The 18,282-nt window shown below is 45.0% G+C and carries 13 protein-coding genes; all 13 read left to right on the plus strand.

The features are described from left to right. Positions 1–86: 86 nt before the first annotated feature. The 13 genes from AB1S55_RS01695 to AB1S55_RS01755 all read left to right on the plus strand — a co-directional run bounded on the left by AB1S55_RS01695 (position 87) and on the right by AB1S55_RS01755 (position 18,043). Positions 87–1,091: an AraC family transcriptional regulator gene (locus AB1S55_RS01695; protein ID WP_370980048.1), complete on the plus strand. Its 1,005-nt coding sequence runs from the start codon at positions 87–89 to the stop codon at positions 1,089–1,091. After that, positions 1,088–1,966, plus strand: coding sequence for a bile acid:sodium symporter family protein (locus AB1S55_RS01700; RefSeq protein WP_370980049.1), 879 nt, complete (start codon positions 1,088–1,090; stop codon positions 1,964–1,966). Before AB1S55_RS01695 ends, AB1S55_RS01700 begins: the two co-directional genes overlap by 4 nt. A 287-nt stretch (positions 1,967–2,253) precedes the next feature. Further along, positions 2,254–2,982 carry a DUF3313 family protein gene (locus tag AB1S55_RS01705; RefSeq protein ID WP_370980050.1) on the plus strand — a complete coding sequence of 243 codons (729 nt, stop codon included), beginning with the start codon at positions 2,254–2,256 and terminating at the stop codon, positions 2,980–2,982. A 25-nt stretch (positions 2,983–3,007) separates the two neighbouring features. After that, positions 3,008–5,350 carry a fatty acid cis/trans isomerase gene (locus tag AB1S55_RS01710; protein ID WP_370980051.1) on the plus strand — a complete coding sequence of 781 codons (2,343 nt, stop codon included), beginning with the start codon at positions 3,008–3,010 and terminating at the stop codon, positions 5,348–5,350. Beyond that, positions 5,350–6,246 (plus strand): hypothetical protein, encoded by an 897-nt coding sequence (locus AB1S55_RS01715; RefSeq protein WP_370980052.1) that lies wholly within the window; start codon positions 5,350–5,352, stop codon positions 6,244–6,246. Before AB1S55_RS01710 ends, AB1S55_RS01715 begins: the two co-directional genes overlap by 1 nt. Before the next feature lie 143 nt (positions 6,247–6,389). Beyond that, positions 6,390–7,430 carry a nucleoid-associated protein gene (locus AB1S55_RS01720; protein WP_370980053.1) on the plus strand — a complete coding sequence of 347 codons (1,041 nt, stop codon included), beginning with the start codon at positions 6,390–6,392 and terminating at the stop codon, positions 7,428–7,430. 89 nt (positions 7,431–7,519) lie between these two features. Continuing rightward, positions 7,520–8,305, plus strand: a complete 786-nt coding sequence (locus AB1S55_RS01725) for a DeoR/GlpR family DNA-binding transcription regulator (protein WP_370980054.1) — start codon at positions 7,520–7,522, stop codon at positions 8,303–8,305. Beyond that, a complete protein-coding gene (gene glmS / locus AB1S55_RS01730; protein ID WP_370980055.1) occupies positions 8,293–10,119 on the plus strand; it encodes a glutamine--fructose-6-phosphate transaminase (isomerizing) in 1,827 nt (608 codons plus the stop codon). Before AB1S55_RS01725 ends, glmS begins: the two co-directional genes overlap by 13 nt. A 142-nt stretch (positions 10,120–10,261) precedes the next feature. Continuing rightward, positions 10,262–11,131 (plus strand): TnsA endonuclease N-terminal domain-containing protein, encoded by an 870-nt coding sequence (locus tag AB1S55_RS01735; RefSeq protein ID WP_370980056.1) that lies wholly within the window; start codon positions 10,262–10,264, stop codon positions 11,129–11,131. Next, complete coding sequence (locus AB1S55_RS01740; RefSeq protein WP_370980057.1) at positions 11,115–13,205, plus strand: Mu transposase C-terminal domain-containing protein; 2,091 nt, start codon at positions 11,115–11,117, stop codon at positions 13,203–13,205. Before AB1S55_RS01735 ends, AB1S55_RS01740 begins: the two co-directional genes overlap by 17 nt. 5 nt (positions 13,206–13,210) lie before the next feature. Next, entirely contained in the window at positions 13,211–14,854 is a 1,644-nt protein-coding gene (locus AB1S55_RS01745; RefSeq protein ID WP_370980058.1) for an ATP-binding protein, read from the plus strand. Position 14,855: 1 nt separating this feature from the next. Then, entirely contained in the window at positions 14,856–16,391 is a 1,536-nt protein-coding gene (locus tag AB1S55_RS01750; RefSeq protein WP_370980059.1) for a TnsD family Tn7-like transposition protein, read from the plus strand. A gap of 5 nt (positions 16,392–16,396) precedes the next feature. Next, complete coding sequence (locus AB1S55_RS01755; RefSeq protein WP_370980060.1) at positions 16,397–18,043, plus strand: Tn7-like element transposition protein TnsE; 1,647 nt, start codon at positions 16,397–16,399, stop codon at positions 18,041–18,043. Positions 18,044–18,282 lie beyond the last annotated feature (239 nt).

Below are 18,282 nucleotides of genomic sequence, written 5' to 3' on the forward strand. Positions count from 1 at the left end.
AACAAAAATAATTCCGATTTAGGACTTGCTGAAGACAAAGCAGTTTCATTACTATGCTATTACTCGCTGTTAAGGGTGCGAGCCTTATGCACAAAAAACACTTTAAATTACAGAACCACCATGTACTGCAGACACACGACTTTGATCAAGCAGCCCAAGCCTTAGAAAACACCTGGCGCCCCCATCAAGGCTTACAGCGTATAGGTCGTAACGGCTTTAATTTTGATATTTCTGTAGCCAGCACAAACCAGCTTCTTATAGGCCAAGGCACCCTTAAAGGCTTGGAGATCAAAGGAGGCCGCCTCGAAGACTATTTCACCTTAGCAATCCCACTAAGCGGCTTCTTCCGTTTTACGATGGAGAACAACGCCCACGTAATAAGCAAAGGCAAAGCCAGTGTCTATTCTGCAGGCCATGAACACGACATTTGGATTCCAGAGCACTGTGAATTATTCAATGTTCGATTCCCCAAAGCCCAACTTCAAGCAGAACTAGAAAAACTACTGGGTCGAAAATTAAGTCAGGATTTGCGCTTCGAAGTTGAGCTTAATTTAAATTGTGATTTTGGACAGAGCCTATTACGTCTCTTGAGCTTGATTGTTGACGATGTAAATCGGCAGGGGCTCCTTAGTAAGCCTCGCTCCTTAGCCGCACATCACTTAGAACTAAGCTTGCTCACGCTGCTATTAGAGGAGCAAACACACAACTACAGCGCCGAACTAAAACAGCCCCAGCCACAAGCTGGTGCTTGGCAAGTTCAACGCGCAGAAGCTTACGCCTGCATGCACTTACAGCAAGCAATAAGTGCTGGAGACTTAGCTAAAGCAGCCGGTGTTTCTGAACGCAGCTTAAGCACAAGCTTTCAAAAAGTGCACGCTTGTAGCCCCACACAATTTGTTCGCAATCTAAAACTTGATGCCATTCGTAAAGACCTAATGCATAAGTCCAAACAAAATATGGACTATGCCAGCATCACCGACCTTGCACTGAAATATGGTTTCCAACATATGGGCCACTTTAGCCAGCATTATAAGCAGCGCTTTCATGAAACCCCGAGCAATACCCTTAAAAAAGCCAAGGATATATTTTGATCAGTATTTTTCAGTTACTTATACCTCTGCTCGCCTTCGTATTGATGTTTATAGTTGGCACCGGCCTTAGTATTAGAGACTTTCAACTGGTCGCCTCTAAACCAAGATCATTTGCAGGCATCCTCTTCATTCAAATAACCGTTATCCCGGGTATTGCACTTTTATTATGCCAGTTCAGCGGACTTCCTCAGCCTATTCAGATTGGTATTTTGCTTATATCTATCTGCCCTGCTGGCGCTGTTTCAAACACCTATACACGTCTTGCCTATGGCAACGCCGCGCTCTCTGTTGCCCTTACAGGCATAGCATCTCTTATTGCTTTAATCAGTATGCCTGTATTGGCAGCCTTACTGATATCCTCAAAGCTCGACCTAGGGGCAAGCAGTTTTTATCTCAAGGTTGCCTTGCAGTTAGCTTTATTTTTATGCCTGCCTGTGTGCTTAGGTATGTTAGTGCGCCATAAAAAAACCGATTGGGTGAATAAAAACAATCGTCGTTTTGATCAGATTAGTATTGTCGGCATCATCGCCATTATTCTAGCAGCTCTTTTTTCTCATTTAGAACTGCTCAAAACCACAGGGTTAGCATTACTTGGGGCAGCACTTATTTTCACCTTGCTGATGATGGGCTTAGGCCTGTTAACAGCTAAGATACTGAAACTCGAACCGCGTGATGGAAAAACCATCATGATCGAGTTTCCAGTAAGAAACCTAGCTATTGCAGCACTTATATCCATTTCAGTACTACAAGCCACTGATTATTTATTATTTGCCGCCGTTTTTGCTTTAGTTCAGGGAGGCATAATGACCATGGTCATTATTAGCAGCCGTTATTCCACCCTGAAACAAAGTAAAATAGGGGGTAACTACTGCTAGCGCCTCTTCCACGTTCTATCCTTTTTCTATTTAGTAATCAGTAGGCGAGTGCCATTTGGAGCCCACTTACTGTTCCTAAGAGGCCAAGCTAGGTAACATTAGCAGCAAGCCAGCCCTAACATCACAAATAAAGTTTTCTCAAAGCGTTTTATCACTGTCACTCTCGTTCGTTACTGACACAGATGTCACTCCCTAAGTTACTATTTAATACTTATAAATAGAGAACTTAGCAACAGAAACTCAAACAATAACAATATCTCATGTCTGCACATGACAAGGATTTGCTCATGAAACGTCTAGTCCCCTTGAAACTTCTAGTATCAGTAAAACACCTAGCACCTATTGTCTTCAGCGCTAGCCTTATTATCGTTAGTGCCTGTAGCACTCCAGAGCCAATTGTTAGCGATAGTCCTATCAGTGAAGGGCCTTACGCTGGTATGACCAAAGTAGATAAAAGTCAGTTTGAGATGTTTTACCTACGTGATGGTGAAGACTTAACTCGCTTTAAGGCAGTTAAATTTGACCCACTAGAATTGGATAATCTAGAAATTAATCAGGGCCGCTTAGAGATGCGCGATAAAAAGTGGGATGTAACAGAAGAGGATAAAGCAAACTTACAAAAACGCTTTGCCGATCGTGTGGCCAGTAACTTCCCCAGCGATGGCCCCATCCCTCTTACAGATAAAGCCGGTAAAAACGTCTTATCGGTCTCTTTTGAGTTTACCAAATTCATTCCCACCGCCTCACCTGACACCGGTAATAATCGCGCAATGAGAGGAAGTGTATGGACCTATAGCGTTGGTGGGCTCTTTATGAACGCCAAACTCTATGACAGTGAAACCGGTGAATTAGTCGCTTATTTAGCCGATGCTAGAGAAATAGGAGATCGCCAACAACTGCAGCGTAACGATTCAGTGAATAATTCGCGTAACATTAACTTGGAAATCAACTCTTGGTTAAATAAACTAAAGAGCACCATGAGTTCCCTTGCAGCGCAACAAGGGGCCGCTAACTAAACCCTAAAGATCTTACGGGGACACAATGAAACAAAGCATCCCCGTTATTCTCGTAACCCTGCTGGCCGCTTGTGCCAGCTTGGGTATCGTAAAATTCGACGAATTATTTGGCCCTGCTCAGGTTCAAGTTCGCGAAGTAAGCGCTCTACCTACAGACAAACACCTCGATTTCTGGACTGAGGTCAAGCCTGTTATCGACAACCGCTGCGTTGTCTGTCATGGCTGTTACGATGCCCCCTGCCAAATCAAACTCGGCTCCCCCGAAGGGATAGATCGCGGCGGTAGTAAACAGGTTGTTTACGATCAAGCCAGACTTAAACCCGCACCTTTGTCGCGCCTATTTGAAGACGCACAAACGACGCAGCAATGGCGTGAAAAAGACTTTTACCCCATTTTAAATGAGCATATGCAAACACCGCTAGCCAATCGCCAAGCCAGCCTTATGTATCGAGCTCTACAACTAAAAAAACGCCATCCTTTACCCGCGGATAAATTACTAAGTGATGACTTTACTCTAGGTATAGATAGAGCGAATACATGCCCTACTGCGGATCAATACGCAAAATTCGAGCGTAAGAACCCGCTCTGGGGTATGCCCTATGCACTACCGAGTTTAAGTGAAGAAGAGCAAAGTACTATCCAGACCTGGCTTGAACAAGGCGCCTTGCACAGCAAGCGCCCCCCATTAGCGGATCAACAATTAAATAAAATCACCCAGTGGGAACAGCTTATTAATGGCGATAGCCTAAAAGAGCAGCTGGTTGCTCGCTATATCTATGAACACCTGTTTCTTGCCCACGTCTACTTTATAGACGAGGGTATTAATACCCAATTTTATCGTTTGGTCCGCTCGCATACAGGCCCGGGCGAGACCTTAGACGAAATTGCTAGCAGGCGACCTTATAGCAACCCAAAAGTAAATCGAGTCTACTACCGCTTTACCCCTGTACGCGAAACACTAGTAGCCAAAACCCACCTGCCCTATTTATTAGATGATACGCGAGAGAACAACTGGCGAACGTGGTTTTACAATTTGGACTTTGAAGTCAACAAGCTTCCTAGCTACGAACTCGAAGTTGCAGGCAACCCATTTAAAAGCTTTGCCCAAATTCCTCAAACCAGCCGTTATCGCTTTTTGCTCGATGAAGCCCAGTTCACAATTATGAACTTTATTAAAGGCCCTGTATGCCGAGGCCAAGTTGCGCTTAATGTTATTCGTGATCATTTTTGGGTGTTCTTTGTTAGCCCTGACCTTGGGGCAAAACCTGAAAAACAACTAGGCGAATTCACTGCAAAAAACGCCGACATGTTTGAGATGCCCAACGCTAAAGGCGATATTTACGACCCTCTCAGCTGGCGTCGTTACTCAAAAAAACAACGTAAACTCTTAGATGCTTACGATCAGTTTTTTAAAGCCCATATCGATGAAATACCTGAAACCGGCATGGACATCGTCTGGGACGGAAAGGGCAACAATAATGCCGCTCTCACCATATTCCGCCACTTTGATACTGCAACGGTAGAGAAAGGCCTTATTGGCCCTGCGCCACGTACCTCTTGGCTCATAGGCTACAACTTATTAGAGCGAATCCACTATTTGTTAGTAGCTGGCTACGATGTTTACGGCAATGTTGGCCACCAGCTTTACACACGTATGTTTATGGATTTCTTGCGCATGGAAGGCGAAGGCAACTTCTTAATGCTGCTACCCGAACCCCAGCGCAGCGAAGAGCTGGCCGAATGGTATCGCGGTGCCGATGATACCGTATTGGAATACCTTGATTCTGAAACCAAAAACAACATTATGATCAAGCTAGGTCTTCCAGAGAAGAACACAAAAAAAGCGCTTTATGCTCAACTGCAATCGCATTTAAACGACAGTCTTGATCACAGCTTTTCCATGGATAGGCTGCCTCTAAATATACGCAGTGAACTTGAAAAACTTCATCTCGCCAACGGTTTACTCAGCCAATATTTTGCAGAAACAAGCTTTATTCAAATACGAGACAATGAACAAAGTTGGTGGGCGACCCTGCTTCGCAACAATGCCCACGAGCGACTGACAAGCCTATTTAGAGAGGGGCGTACTCTTGCTCCTGAAGAAAACACCGTTAGTATTGCTCCCGGACTTATCGGCGCCTACCCTAACGCGCTTTTTCAAGTTGAACTGAGTGAGTTAAGTGCCTTTATAGAACGAGCCCGCTCACTACATTCAGAGCAGGATTATCAAAAATTGGTTGATGATTTTGGTATACGCCGAACCAATAAAGACTTTTGGCAAATCAGTGATCAATTACACAGCGCACTCAAAAAACAAACACCAATTGAATACGGGCTCTTTGACTACAACCGCTTGGAGAACCGTTAATGAGCACGTCAACTAACAGCCGTTTTGCGATTGCAGGTGCAGTAAGTTGCCTTGCCGCCGCCATCGCTTATTTCTCATGGACCGTGCATTCAGTGAGTCAGCAATTACCTCTGATACTGAGCGGCTTAGATAACAGCGGCGCAACCATTGAGGGTGTTGTAGGGGAAGTAAAACGAGTAAACGATCAAATACCCGACATACTTAAGCGTGTTGATGCCATCAACGAACAAGTACCAGACATACTCAAGCAAATAGACAGTGTGCAGACACAAATCCCCGCCATTCTTAAACAAGTCGAAGCGGTTGAGCAAAATATTAAGCCGATACTAGCTGAGAGCGCCGCTTTAAGGGCCGAACTACCCAGCCTACTAAAAGAGGTCGAGCTTGTTAGAAAGAGTCTGCCTAGCATCATAGAAGAAAGCCAAGGTTATAGAACTCTAGCCCCACAAATACTTAAAGAAAGCGCCGACATTCGCGCAAGTATACCGCCAACACTGACTCGTGTTGAGGGCATCGTAGCCAGTGCTGATCAGGTTGGAAAAAATGCAAGTGAAGCGGCTGTACAAGGCTTTTTTACCGGACTTATTAAAACACCATTTAGAATGGCCAAAAATGCAGGTGAAGCCATCTTACCTGGCAGCGGTTTAGACCCCGATGATAAACAGGCCATTATTGAAGCTATGAATAAGTTAATGCTTCATCCTGATGCTGGCTCTAGCGAGGCTTGGTCTAATCCACAAAGTGGTCATCACGGCTATATTGTTTTAAAAGAAATACACGGCTCTTCTAAGGGAGAGTGCCGCGATGTAGAGATTCATCCACAGAGCATCGTCAAAGGCCATGGCAACATTACTCTATGCAAAGACAAAAGCGGGATCTGGCAACTCAAGAAATAACCTTGAGCTCTGCCCAACGCGAGCTAGAACCGAGCAACTCAAATCCCCCCTGCACTCTTCTTTAAACATGATATGAGATAGAGGCTGACACTCGCCTTTTGCTGAGGGATAATCCCCCGCCCAGCTCACGACCGATCTCAATTATGGCCTTACAAACTATTTCCGCGCAAAGTTTCTCTCGTCTTCAACCTGACAGCCCCGCACTGCTGTCTCTTCATGATGACTGGGCCATTGATGGACGTGTTGATGAACTGTTTCGAGAGCTAAAACAGCAACTGATTAAGCGCAGCGGTAAATTATACGGCCGCTTAAGTGATGACAGTGCTCGACACCCGACAGCAGCATGGATCAAAGATTGGCGTGAAGGAAAACAGAGCTTTAACAGCCTCTGTAAAAAACTCATGCAACAACTCAAAACCGAGTTTGATGAGAGCGAGAGCCTCTTCGAAAGTTTTGTCATCTTTGCCCATGAAAAGCTGCAAAACGAAGAACTGCTTTACGTATTTACAGTACAGCACCAAAGCGCCCATTTTCTAAATAATGAACTTGCACTCGAACCAAGCCTTTATCTTGATAGCAAAAGCCTAGGCTTAAGCGCCAAGCTCAACCTGAGCGAGCTAGAAAGTGACGAAGCCCACACCGACACTCCTCTGATACTAGTTCGTTCGAGGGGAGAGAAAGAAGTAAGCGATCACTTTAGCAACACCATAGGCTTTAGCGATAAGCGTGATACCAGTAAAGAAACCGAAGTGTTTCTTGAAGTAGTGAATGAATTTGCAGAAAAGCTGCCGCCTGTTGAAGCCGCTGTAACCCGTAAGCAAGTCGTCGACTACTGCCTAGAGCAAGATAAAGTAGGCAAGTCCGTCAACATTAGCGAGCTCAGCGAAGAGATTGAACAAGGCCGCAAACAAGTCGATAGCTATCAACCTGGCCCGCGCTTTTCTAACTTTGCAAGCCAAGACCCACGCGTTGAGCAACAAGAGATCATTCCCGACAAAAGCCAGTTGCGAAATTTTGTCCGTATCAGTGGCCGCAATGAACAAATGAGCATGAGCTTTGCCTCAAGCTGCTTAGGCGAAGCCGTTGTTTACGATGCACAGAGCGATAGCCTGATCATTAAAAACATCCCTACGGCTTTAAAAAATCGCTTAATCAAACACGTCAGTAAGAGTGGCGAGGAATAACCCTAAACGGCCCCGAGCTTGTTTTTTGTTGCAAAGCGATTACAATTATCTTTCACTTCGAAACTTAAAAGAGCTATATCTTTCGTTTTATGCATAAACGAAATACTAAGCAGCGCCGCCACCAAATCATCGAGTACGTCAATGAACTCGGTGAAATAACCGTGGAACAACTTGTCAAACACTTCCATTGCTCTGCTGTCACCATTCGTAAAGATCTTGCAGTACTGGAAGACGCAGGTTTACTGCTGCGCCGCTTTGGCGGAGCAAAAGCATTGCCACATGAGTCCACAAGCGCACACCTCGATAACGGAAGTTGCGAACATAAACAAGCGATCGCCCAAGTAGCAGCTAGTTTAATAAAGCCTAATAGCCGCATCATTATTGATAGTGGTGCCACTTGCAGCGCTTTATTACCCTACTTAGACCAAGTATCAGGGCTCGTGATTATGACCAATAGCTTATCGACCGCCTCACAACTAAGGGAACTTGAGAACGAAGCGACGATCTTAATGAGCGGCGGAACCTGGGACCAACGCTCAGAAAGCTTTCAGGGTCAGCAAGCAGAACACATGCTGAGGCAGTACAACTTTGACTTGTTATTTATAGGAGCAGACGGCCTCGACCCAAAACGTGGCACCACTACCTATAACGAATTTACCGGCTTAAGCCGCTGCATGGCCGACGTGAGCGAAAAAGTGATCGTTCTAGCTGAAGCAGAGAAAAGCCATAGAAAAATACCTAATTTAGAACTTAGCTGGGATCAGGTTGACATACTCATCACCGATGCCGGACTAAGTCCAGAGCAACAACAACAAATTACTAAGCAGGGCAGCCAAGTGCTGATTGCAACAGAGGAATCATTATGTGTGGAATAGTTGGCGGTGTTGCCCAACGCGATGTAGCTGAAATCCTTATTGAAGGTTTACGTCGTTTAGAATATCGCGGTTATGACAGCGCCGGTTTAGCCGTAATAAACAACGGAGAAATCGAGCGATTACGTCGCCTAGGTAAAGTTAAAGAGCTAGAGCAAGCCTATCAATCATCTGAGATACGTGGCGGTACAGGTATTGCCCATACACGCTGGGCAACTCATGGCGAACCCAGTGAAATAAATGCACACCCCCATATGAGTGGCGAGCACCTAGCGTTAGTACACAACGGTATTATTGAAAACCACACATGCTTAAGACGAGAATTACAGGAACAGGGTTACCACTTTAACTCCGATACAGATACGGAGGTCATTGCTCACTTAATTGACTTAAAACTTCAAGATTCCGAAAGCTTAGTGGAAGCCACGCAAAAAGCCGTTAAAGAACTTGAAGGTGCTTATGGCACAGTTGTTTTTGACAGTAATGATTCAGATAGAATTGTTGTTGCCCGATCTGGCAGCCCACTTGTCATTGGTTTGGGCATAGGTGAAAACTTTGTCGCCTCGGATCAACTGGCCCTCTTACCTGTTACACGCCGCTTTATTTTCCTAGAAGAAGGCGATGTTGCCGAAATTACTCGACGCAGCGTCACCATTTTTAATGAAGATGGCCTTGAAGTGAAACGAGACGTTCACGAAAGTGACGTTGACTATGACGCCGGAGACAAGGGCCCCTATCGTCACTACATGCTCAAAGAAATCTATGAGCAAGCCCAAGCTGTTAATGACACCTTAGAAGGCCGCTTAAATAATAACGGCGTTCAGATACAGAGTTTCGGTGCTAATGCAGAGAATTTATTAGCGGAAATACAAAACGTACAAATTGTCGCCTGTGGTACCAGTTACCACAGCGGTATGGTTGCACGTTATTGGATAGAGGCCATGTGTGGCATCCCTTGCCAAGTTGAAATAGCATCAGAATTTCGCTATCGCCAAAGTGTTACCCCTGCAAACTCGCTACTTATCACCATTAGCCAAAGTGGAGAAACAGCAGATACCCTCGCAGCACTTAGAAAAGCTAAAGAAGAACCCGGTTTTTTAGCCTCACTCGCTATTTGTAACGTCGCCGGATCCTCACTGGTTCGCGAAAGTGATCTCGCATTTTTGACTCGCGCGGGTACAGAAATTGGAGTCGCCTCGACCAAAGCCTTCACCACCCAGCTAGTTGCGTTTGCCATGTTAGTGTGTGCCATTCGACAAGCCAAAGGTCAAAGCGATTGCAGCCACCTGCGCCGCGATTTAGAACAGCTGCCCTCCCTTATTGAGCAAAGCCTAAAACTTGATACCGAGATTGAAACCCTTGCCGAAGAATTTGCGGAAAAGCATCACGCTTTATTTCTCGGCCGTGGCGATCAATATCCGATCGCAATGGAGGGTGCATTAAAATTAAAAGAGATCAGCTACATTCACGCAGAAGCCTATGCCGCCGGTGAACTTAAACACGGACCACTCGCCTTAATTGATGCTGATATGCCAATTATTGTGGTTGCCCCCAATAACGAACTGTTAGAAAAACTTCACAGCAATGTCGAAGAAGTTCGAGCTCGTGGCGGCGTTCTCTATGTCTTTGCCGATGAAGATACCGAGTTTCAAAGCGACGACACGATGCGTGTCATCAACGTACCTAGTGCCAACAATTGGTTAAGCCCTATTATTTATACCCTGCCCTTACAGTTACTAAGTTATTATGTTGCGATTATTAAAGGTACGGATGTCGATCAACCGAGAAACCTCGCTAAGAGCGTTACGGTTGAATAAACGCTAAGCCAAATTAATCTTACGATGTAGATTGACAATAAAGTGTCATACAAACAATAAAGTATCACCCTAAACAATAAAGTTTCATACTTTAGTCCATTCCGCGCTATACTTGATCAAAATATGAGCGCGGATGGCCTATATGCGGCAAAGATCCTCATTCCTCAATCCTCAACCCCGTGAAATAAAAGGGCTTCTCGAGCCAGCTATCATCAAGCGGCTGGAGAAGGAGAAGCGCGGCGATGGCTTTGGCAGAGACTACAAACCCTTCCTAACCGTCAGAGACGTCCCCAGCAAAGGCCGTATTCACCGGAGGCCCTCCCTAACTCACAATCGTGTAGTCCATCTCCTCTCTGACCTAGAACTCGCAGCCTTCCTCCTCTTCGACTGGAATCACACCGTCACCGACATTCGTGAGCAGTTCCCACTAAACCCAGAATCAACCATCAACATAGCTAAGCGCCTTGGTATCAAGCACCCCACCCACAAGGCCATCCTCCAGATAATGACAACAGACCTGCTCGTCGATTTTGAAATAAACGGCCAGCACTCCTGCCAAGCAATATCCGTAAAATATACCCAAGACCTTGAGGACGAAAGAACCATCGAAAAGCAGGAGCTGGAGCGACGCTTTTGGGAAAACGAAGGCGTGGAATGGTTCATATTTACCGAGCATGAGGTGCCACGTATTACGGTACAAAACATACGATGGCTTGCCCCCCATATGCATAGCTATGAACTCGACGCCGAATCCCTTAGAACTGTATTTAAAGATATCGTTAAGACGCTGGACGCTCAGCCAGAAGAAAAACTCCCTCCACTTTTAACCGAGCTCGATTCCAGACTAAAGCTCAAACCGGGAACAAACCTGAAGTATTTCCGGCACTTATCCGCTCAAAATGCCTTTCTATGGGACATCCATAATCAACCCCATACAAAGCTAAAGGCCAAGCACATCAGTCCATCAGACTACTGGCTCAATGAGGATATCGAATATGTTCATGCCAAATGATGTCTATTTATGGGATGAAAAGCGAATTCGCATTTTATGGAGTAACAGCCAAGCGGTCTTTTGGATCGACATCGACGATCCAAAAGCGCTGCCTCAAGTGGAAAGTAAGGTGCAATTCGAACACCTACTCGCAAGTACTGACTTAAAGCTTATTGATGACCCCTATGAAAAAATAAGCATGACTCCACCAAAACCTGAGTCAAAGTCAGAGAAGATTCAGGAACGAGCATGGGCAGCAATCAAAGATGCTGTGTACTCAGAACCGGAAATCTACAATCGCAAGAATCGAGGCAAACTCTTAGAGGAAGCGATGCTTATATCCGGAGCAACCAAACAAACCGTGTATCGCTGGCTAAGGCAGTATTGGCAGTTCGGAAAATGTAAAAATACCCTTGGCGGACGGTACGAGAACTCTGGCGCCCCCGGTAAAGCAAGAACCTTCAAAGATAAACGAAGTGGAGCACCTAGAACCCGGGCTCTAGGGGAGGGAATACCGGTCACCAATGAAATAAAAGCACTATTCAGAGTTTGTATCGAAAAGTGCCTTCTCAACCAAGACCAATACGAATTTGAATACGCCTACAATCAACTACTGATTGCATATGGGATAAAACTCCCCTGTACACCAAAAAAGTTGATCAACGTTCCAACCGAGCGACAATTTAGATACTTCTACAAGCGAGAGTACACACCACTTGAGGTAACTAAAAAAAGAGAAGGTGAGATTAACTACTTAAAAGACTTCAGCCCCAGCCTTGGCACGTCAACAGCTGAAGTTCCTGGTCCCGGTTATCTCTATCAAATCGATGCCACCATTGCTGATGTTTATCTCGTTTCAGAAGAAGATCGCTCTGAAATCATAGGCCGACCAACCTTGTACTTTGTTGTAGACGTCTTTAGTCGGGGCATAGCTGGAATGTACATTGGCCTAGAAAACGCCTCTTGGGTAAGCGCTATGGAATCATTAGGCAACACCATGGCCGATAAAGTCGCGTACTGTGCTGAATTCGGAATAGAAATCACAGAAGAAATGTGGCCAATACATGGACTTCCTGAAAATATTATCGGCGATAAGGGTGAAATGCTTGGCCGCCACGTAGAAGTTTTAAGCGAATCGTTTCACGTAGAAATTCAAAATACACCAGCGTACAGAGCAGATTGGAAAGGTGTGGTCGAACGCTACTTTAGAACTGTACAAGCATCCATGAAACCCTTCGTCGAGAGCTATGTAACTAAAAAGCCAATTGGTAAAAAGCGCCATGGAAAGGACTACCGACTAGACGGAACACTAACCCTAAAAGAATTCACCAAGATGATGATAAAAATTGTCTTGCACTACCTTAACGACCATGAGATCCGCACTTATGATATTGACTCTGGCGTACCATTGGATTTACCCAGAATCCCTGTAGAGCTTTGGAATTGGGGAATACAAAATAGAACCGGCCTATTACGAAGACCCAACCCTGAATTAGTTAAGGTAAATTTATTACCTCACACCAAGGCTACTATCACCGAACATGGACTCAAATTATTTGGCTGTTACTACAGTTGTTCACAGGCTTTAGAGTGGGGCTGGTTTGAAGGTAACTACCGAGGCCCAAAAACAGTAACCGTCGCTTACGACCTTTATAGTACCAACCAAATTTACTTGAGGCACACCGACTCCTATTCCGACTTCATTCCAGCACAATTAACTTCACGAAGTCGCGCGTATGCCAATATCACGGTATGGGAGTTATGGCGCGCGCAAGATATACGCTTGGACGTTGCTGCAACTTCAAAACTCCGAAAACGCTCTGGGGCAGTAAACCTGACTAACGAGCTAGATAAAATTAAAGAGGAGTCAAAGCAAAAACAGCCGAGCTACACCCAAAAGCAAAAGTCACAGCGCAGAAAGGGAATTACAGAGAATAAGAGAAATGAAAGGCAGCGTGAACGTAACAAGAAAACCGCAGAGCGCACACCTAATCCTCAAGAATCTTCAGCAACAGTAACGCCAATACACGGAGCCCAGCCCCAGAAAAAAAGCTTCAAATTGCCTAATCTTAAAAACCTGCTGAAAGAGGACTAGCCCAAATGGCTGACTCAAAACCCAACGCCTTCCCAGAAGCAAAATATAAAGATCAAGGCTTACCTGAATATACTGAAAACCCTTTAATTTCCGCCCTGCCAAAAATAATGAGCCCTGCTCAAGCGGCCATGGCTCTTGGGAAAAAGCCTACCTACCAGCAGGAGGAACTCAACCTACCAAACCACATTAGAGCGCATGCCATCAACCGACTTACTCGAGAGTTTTTTGTACCTCAGACAACACACATTGTCATTGAGCAGAAGCTATCCAAGCTAATTCGTTGCAGTTATCTAAATAGAAACCCAAATAAAGCAACGTTCAAACGAAAACTTAATTCTATTCGGGGCTTAATCCAGGAAAAAGACCTAACAGCCTACGTTCATGACGAAGTCGACTCTCCAGCATCCTCAATGACTATTGCAGGAATCTCCGGCGCGGGTAAGTCCACTACAACTAATATCGTTCTGAATACCTACCCAAGAGTTATTTATCACCCCGACCTTCACATGATTCAGGTCCCTTGGTTGAAAGTGGATTGCCCTCACGACGGCTCTCTATCCGATTTTTGCTTAAGCTTTTTTATAGCACTAGGGCGCCGCCTAAACATCAACTACCGGGATATGTACGCATCAGGCCGACCAACCATCTCCAAAATGATGGCCGACGTAGCCGACCTATGTCTAATACACGCAATTGGCCTTATTGTTATTGATGAGTTTCAGCATATGAGCCTTGCTAAGAGTGGTGGCGAGAAGAAAATGATTAATTTTCTAGTAACGCTAGTGAACGTCGTTGAGGTATCGGTTGTCTTAATTGGGACACCTAAAGCCCTGAGACTGTTTTCAAACGAATTTAGACAAGCTCGCCGCGCTAGTGGAGATGGCAGCGTCGTTTGGGACCGACTAAAGAAAGATGAAAGCTGGGAAGACTTTCTAGAAGAGCTTTGGCCGTTCCAATGGCTAAAGAACATAGTTGAGCGCGATGAACAGCTAACCAATAAACTATACGAACTAAGCCAAGGCGTCCCTGATATTGTTGTTAAGCTTTTTTGCCTCGCTCAATCAAGAGCGATCCTATTGGCTGATTCTCCGGTGGAAGAGACACTATCACCGGGGCTACTAGATCAAGTATTTGAAGATGAATTTTCAATTGTAAAACCGATGATTGAAGCTCTTCGCTCAGGAAACAAGCGAAAAATTGAAGACTGCAATGACTTGGTTTTCCCCAAGTTTGAAAGCGATATGATCAATGCGGTCAACCAGCTCGTAGCAAAGCCAATAGAAAAGCCATCTCAAGTTGAGCTCGGAGACCCTGTTGGAACAAATATAGCCAACTCCGCTATTAAGGCGATTGTAGCCATGGGAATTGCTGAAGACATTGCCAAGCCACTTGTCTCTGACGCCCTCACTAAAGACCCCAAGCTCACCCTAATTCAGATCATTCAAATAGCCACTACAGCACTTACACAGTCAGAAGAAACACCAAGCACTAAGAGTAATGCTAAGCCAGTTTATACCAACCGCAAAAACTGGAGTCAGCTCGCAGATGACGACCTAAGGAAGATGCACGCATCTAAGTCCGGTTCGATGTATGAAGAGATACAAGGGAAAGGTATCAGCTACCCTGTGAACGAGCTGCTAGCAGGATAATATGCTGGGCTATTTTCCTACGCCCTATCCAGACGAACTGCTTTACAGCATGGTGGCACGCTATGCGCTGCACACTGGCCTTAAGACAAATCACAGAGCCGTTGTACGAGAGGTATTCTCCTCCCCAACGGCAACGGCCATCCCTGATTTACCCAGCCATTTAGAGGCCCTAACACAAAACCTTCAAGCTATATGGGCAGTCGATGCTTGCGAACTTATTCGCTCCTACACCCTAGCCCCAATATATTTACCATTCCTATCAAACACGCAGGCAGGAAAGATAACGGAAGCTATGTGCTCCAACCGGGGCAATAGCATTCATACCCGCACAGGCATCGCTGCCAGCGCTATAAAGCAAGTCGAATTGTTTCGTTTTTGCCCAACATGTCTGAAAGAACAATTATCAACCCTCGGGGAGGCCTACTGGCTAAGACAACACCAATTGCCCGGATTAGACTACTGTAAAGCTCACTCATGTCTTCTCAAACAGTCAGAAGTACCTTTTCACCCTAAAGAGAGGCACTGTTTTTACTCTGCCACCTCAACTTTAATCACCGCACCCAGCGAGCACTTACAGCTCAGCAAGCTTGAACAACAGATTTATCTCCGATACACAGAATTACTCACTCTGGGAAGCCTAAGAGGACTAGGGACGAATCGCTGGACATTGTTCTACCGAGAACTGGCAAGCCAACACGACCTAATACAAAAAAGTAGGGTTCAACATATTGAGCTCTATGAAAGGATAAGATCTTTATGGACCGGCTCTGTTTTCGCCCCCCACTTTGAAAACCACCACGATCAACATTGGCTTGTTGATATCTTCCGTAAACACCGAAAATCGTTTCATCCACTAAGACATTTACTAGTAATAACATCATTAATCCCAGGCACTCCCATTCAGCAAATAGTCGAAGAGGTAGCCAAGCTTCCAGTGGAAGGAGCGCAAGGGCGCCCCGTCACCATAAAAAAAACAAGAGATATAAACGACTCTAGCAAGTACAGAAAGGTCTGGCTTAGCCTGATAGAGAAGAACCCAAAACTAGGAGTAAAGGCACTAAGAGCCAAACAACATGGAGGCGCAACCTACTCTTGGCTGTACCGAAATGACCGTCGCTGGCTAGAACATCACAAACCCCAAAAGAGGCAAAACTTAAATAAGCGCTTTGTCTGCGATTACAATTCTTGGGACAAAGAAAACGCACACCTTCTAGAAGTTGTGTTTGCAAAGCTTATGACCGAACCACAACGTAAACGTATAACCAAAGCACAGCTCATCAATTCCTTGCCCCGAGCCAGTTCAATCGAAAAGCATCTAAAAGACCTTCCTTTAACCTCAAACTGGTTAGAGCAGCATGCCGAGTCTGTTGAAGAGCATCAGCTTTACCGTTTACGCTATGCCTACAAAGTAATCAAAGGCCAGCATCAACAAATCAAGCGCTGGCGCCTACTCAGATTGGCAAACATTCGGAAGGAGTTGCTAACACCAACTATTGAAACCGAGATACTTCAACTACAAACAAAAGGCCTATCATAGTAGAAATGATTGACGACATTTCACTCAAAAACATTCCCACTGACTCCAAGCTGCTCATACTTGGAGACTGGTTTCGTAGGCCGGGGGAGGGCTGGAAAGTAGTCTGCTATTTCCACAACAAAGAAAAAGGACATTTTCGTAAATCCTTTCCTATCGACCTGCTACCACTCTTAATCTCCGGATTAACTTTTCCAACCAACTCAAAAGCCAATAAAACTCAGGGGTGGACAGGAACAGCCATGCTTCCCGAACAGGAGCTTTGGGAGAAAGCTAGCTTCACCGACCTGCCTGATGAGCTCAAACGCTCACAGAACTATTCCGAACAATTCGAGAACAACAAGGTATATCGAATAACAAAAGGCGAAAAAACCTACTGGCTGCCATTGTATGAATTAGCTCGTGCACTGTTTTTTCATTCAGCAGAGTGTGTACGTGCAGCAGCGTATCAGGGAAATACCTGGCAGTTAGCAAGATCCTGGTCAGGAAACCGAATAGGAGAAATTGAGCTTTCCTCAAATATACCAGTTGGATATTTAAGCAACCCTCAATACAGAAATTTCTTCACATGGTTACTATTTGATGAGTCCATCGAAAATAGCTTCAACTCAATATTCCCTGCTATCAATACCAACACACTATTGAACGACGGATCCTACCGCTGGTCTTTTGATTTCACACCGCCGGATTTAAGCAACTGTGAAATTTCATATTCAGGTTTTTATAGTAAGGTTGACAACCATCAACACATTTTCATCCGAGAAATTAGATCTATTGCTGGCCTTAAGGCGCCCGATCTCGACAAAGTGTATTTCTCTCACCCGGACGATAAGATCTATCTAGAAAACGAAGAACTATCACCCAGCGAGAACAAGCCTCCAAAAAAGAAGCGCCCTACTGAAAAGCCTAAGCAACTGGATCCTGATAACAAACCTAAAGCTGAAAAACGCAGACACCTCATAAATATGTCTGGCAGTGGTCTAAGTTTTGACTCGGTTTTTGAAACACAGCGCCGCCCCCCGGAGGTCCAAAACCTACCACCAAAGAACGATTCAGAAGAATTGAAAGAGCCGGAACAGAGTGAGAACGGCAGTTTTCAGCAAGGAGATGACAAAGGAAAACACTCCAGAGCAGATGCCAACAACCTCCCACCACCAAATCCGGTTCAACCCTCAGAAAAGCTAGCTCTTTTCATGAAGATGCTAGACATGCTCAAAGAGGAACATAACTGGGCAATTACTTCGAAAATCGGCGAAGTACCCAAAGTACGTTGTCGTAGCCTCCATCTAATCGATCAAAGAGCAAGACAATACTGCCACGCAATTATCGAGCGTGATAAATCGACCAACATTCATGTACTCGAGATTGAACTATCCTGCAGGACAAATAAGGAAGGAAACTCAGAGCACGAAAGTTTATCGACTCTTATCTTCCGACCGAAAAACACAAACACAGCACTCCAAACCATCCTTATTGAACTAATGAGTAACCATAAAAATGAAGGCCTTAAAGCAATGAGCTGGAAGAAAAAACGAATAACCAAATCGACATCTGTATGTGAATATTTAGGGCATCCAGATAATAAAATACTCACCGACGAGGACTCCCTAAAATCGTGGATGGAGAGGGCGGTATCAAAGGTTCTCAGAATGTAACCTTGTTAAAGCATCCGCTCTAAACCGGTGCACTTTTGAACACCAAAGACCAGATATACATCTAATTTTCGGTGTTATAATTGTAACAACTTCAGTCCGATCTGGGAGAGTATTAGAAGTAAGGTGGTTAGCAAGTAAATGATGTGTCATGAGTGTTTTAAAAGCCCCATTCATCAGTGAGCCAGCTATGCATTATTTATATTCTACTTCTTACAAGTTGTAGTGAAAGTATTGAAAAG

Source organism: Agaribacterium sp. ZY112 (genome assembly GCF_041346925.1).
Classification (GTDB): Bacteria; Pseudomonadota; Gammaproteobacteria; order Pseudomonadales; family Cellvibrionaceae; genus Agaribacterium.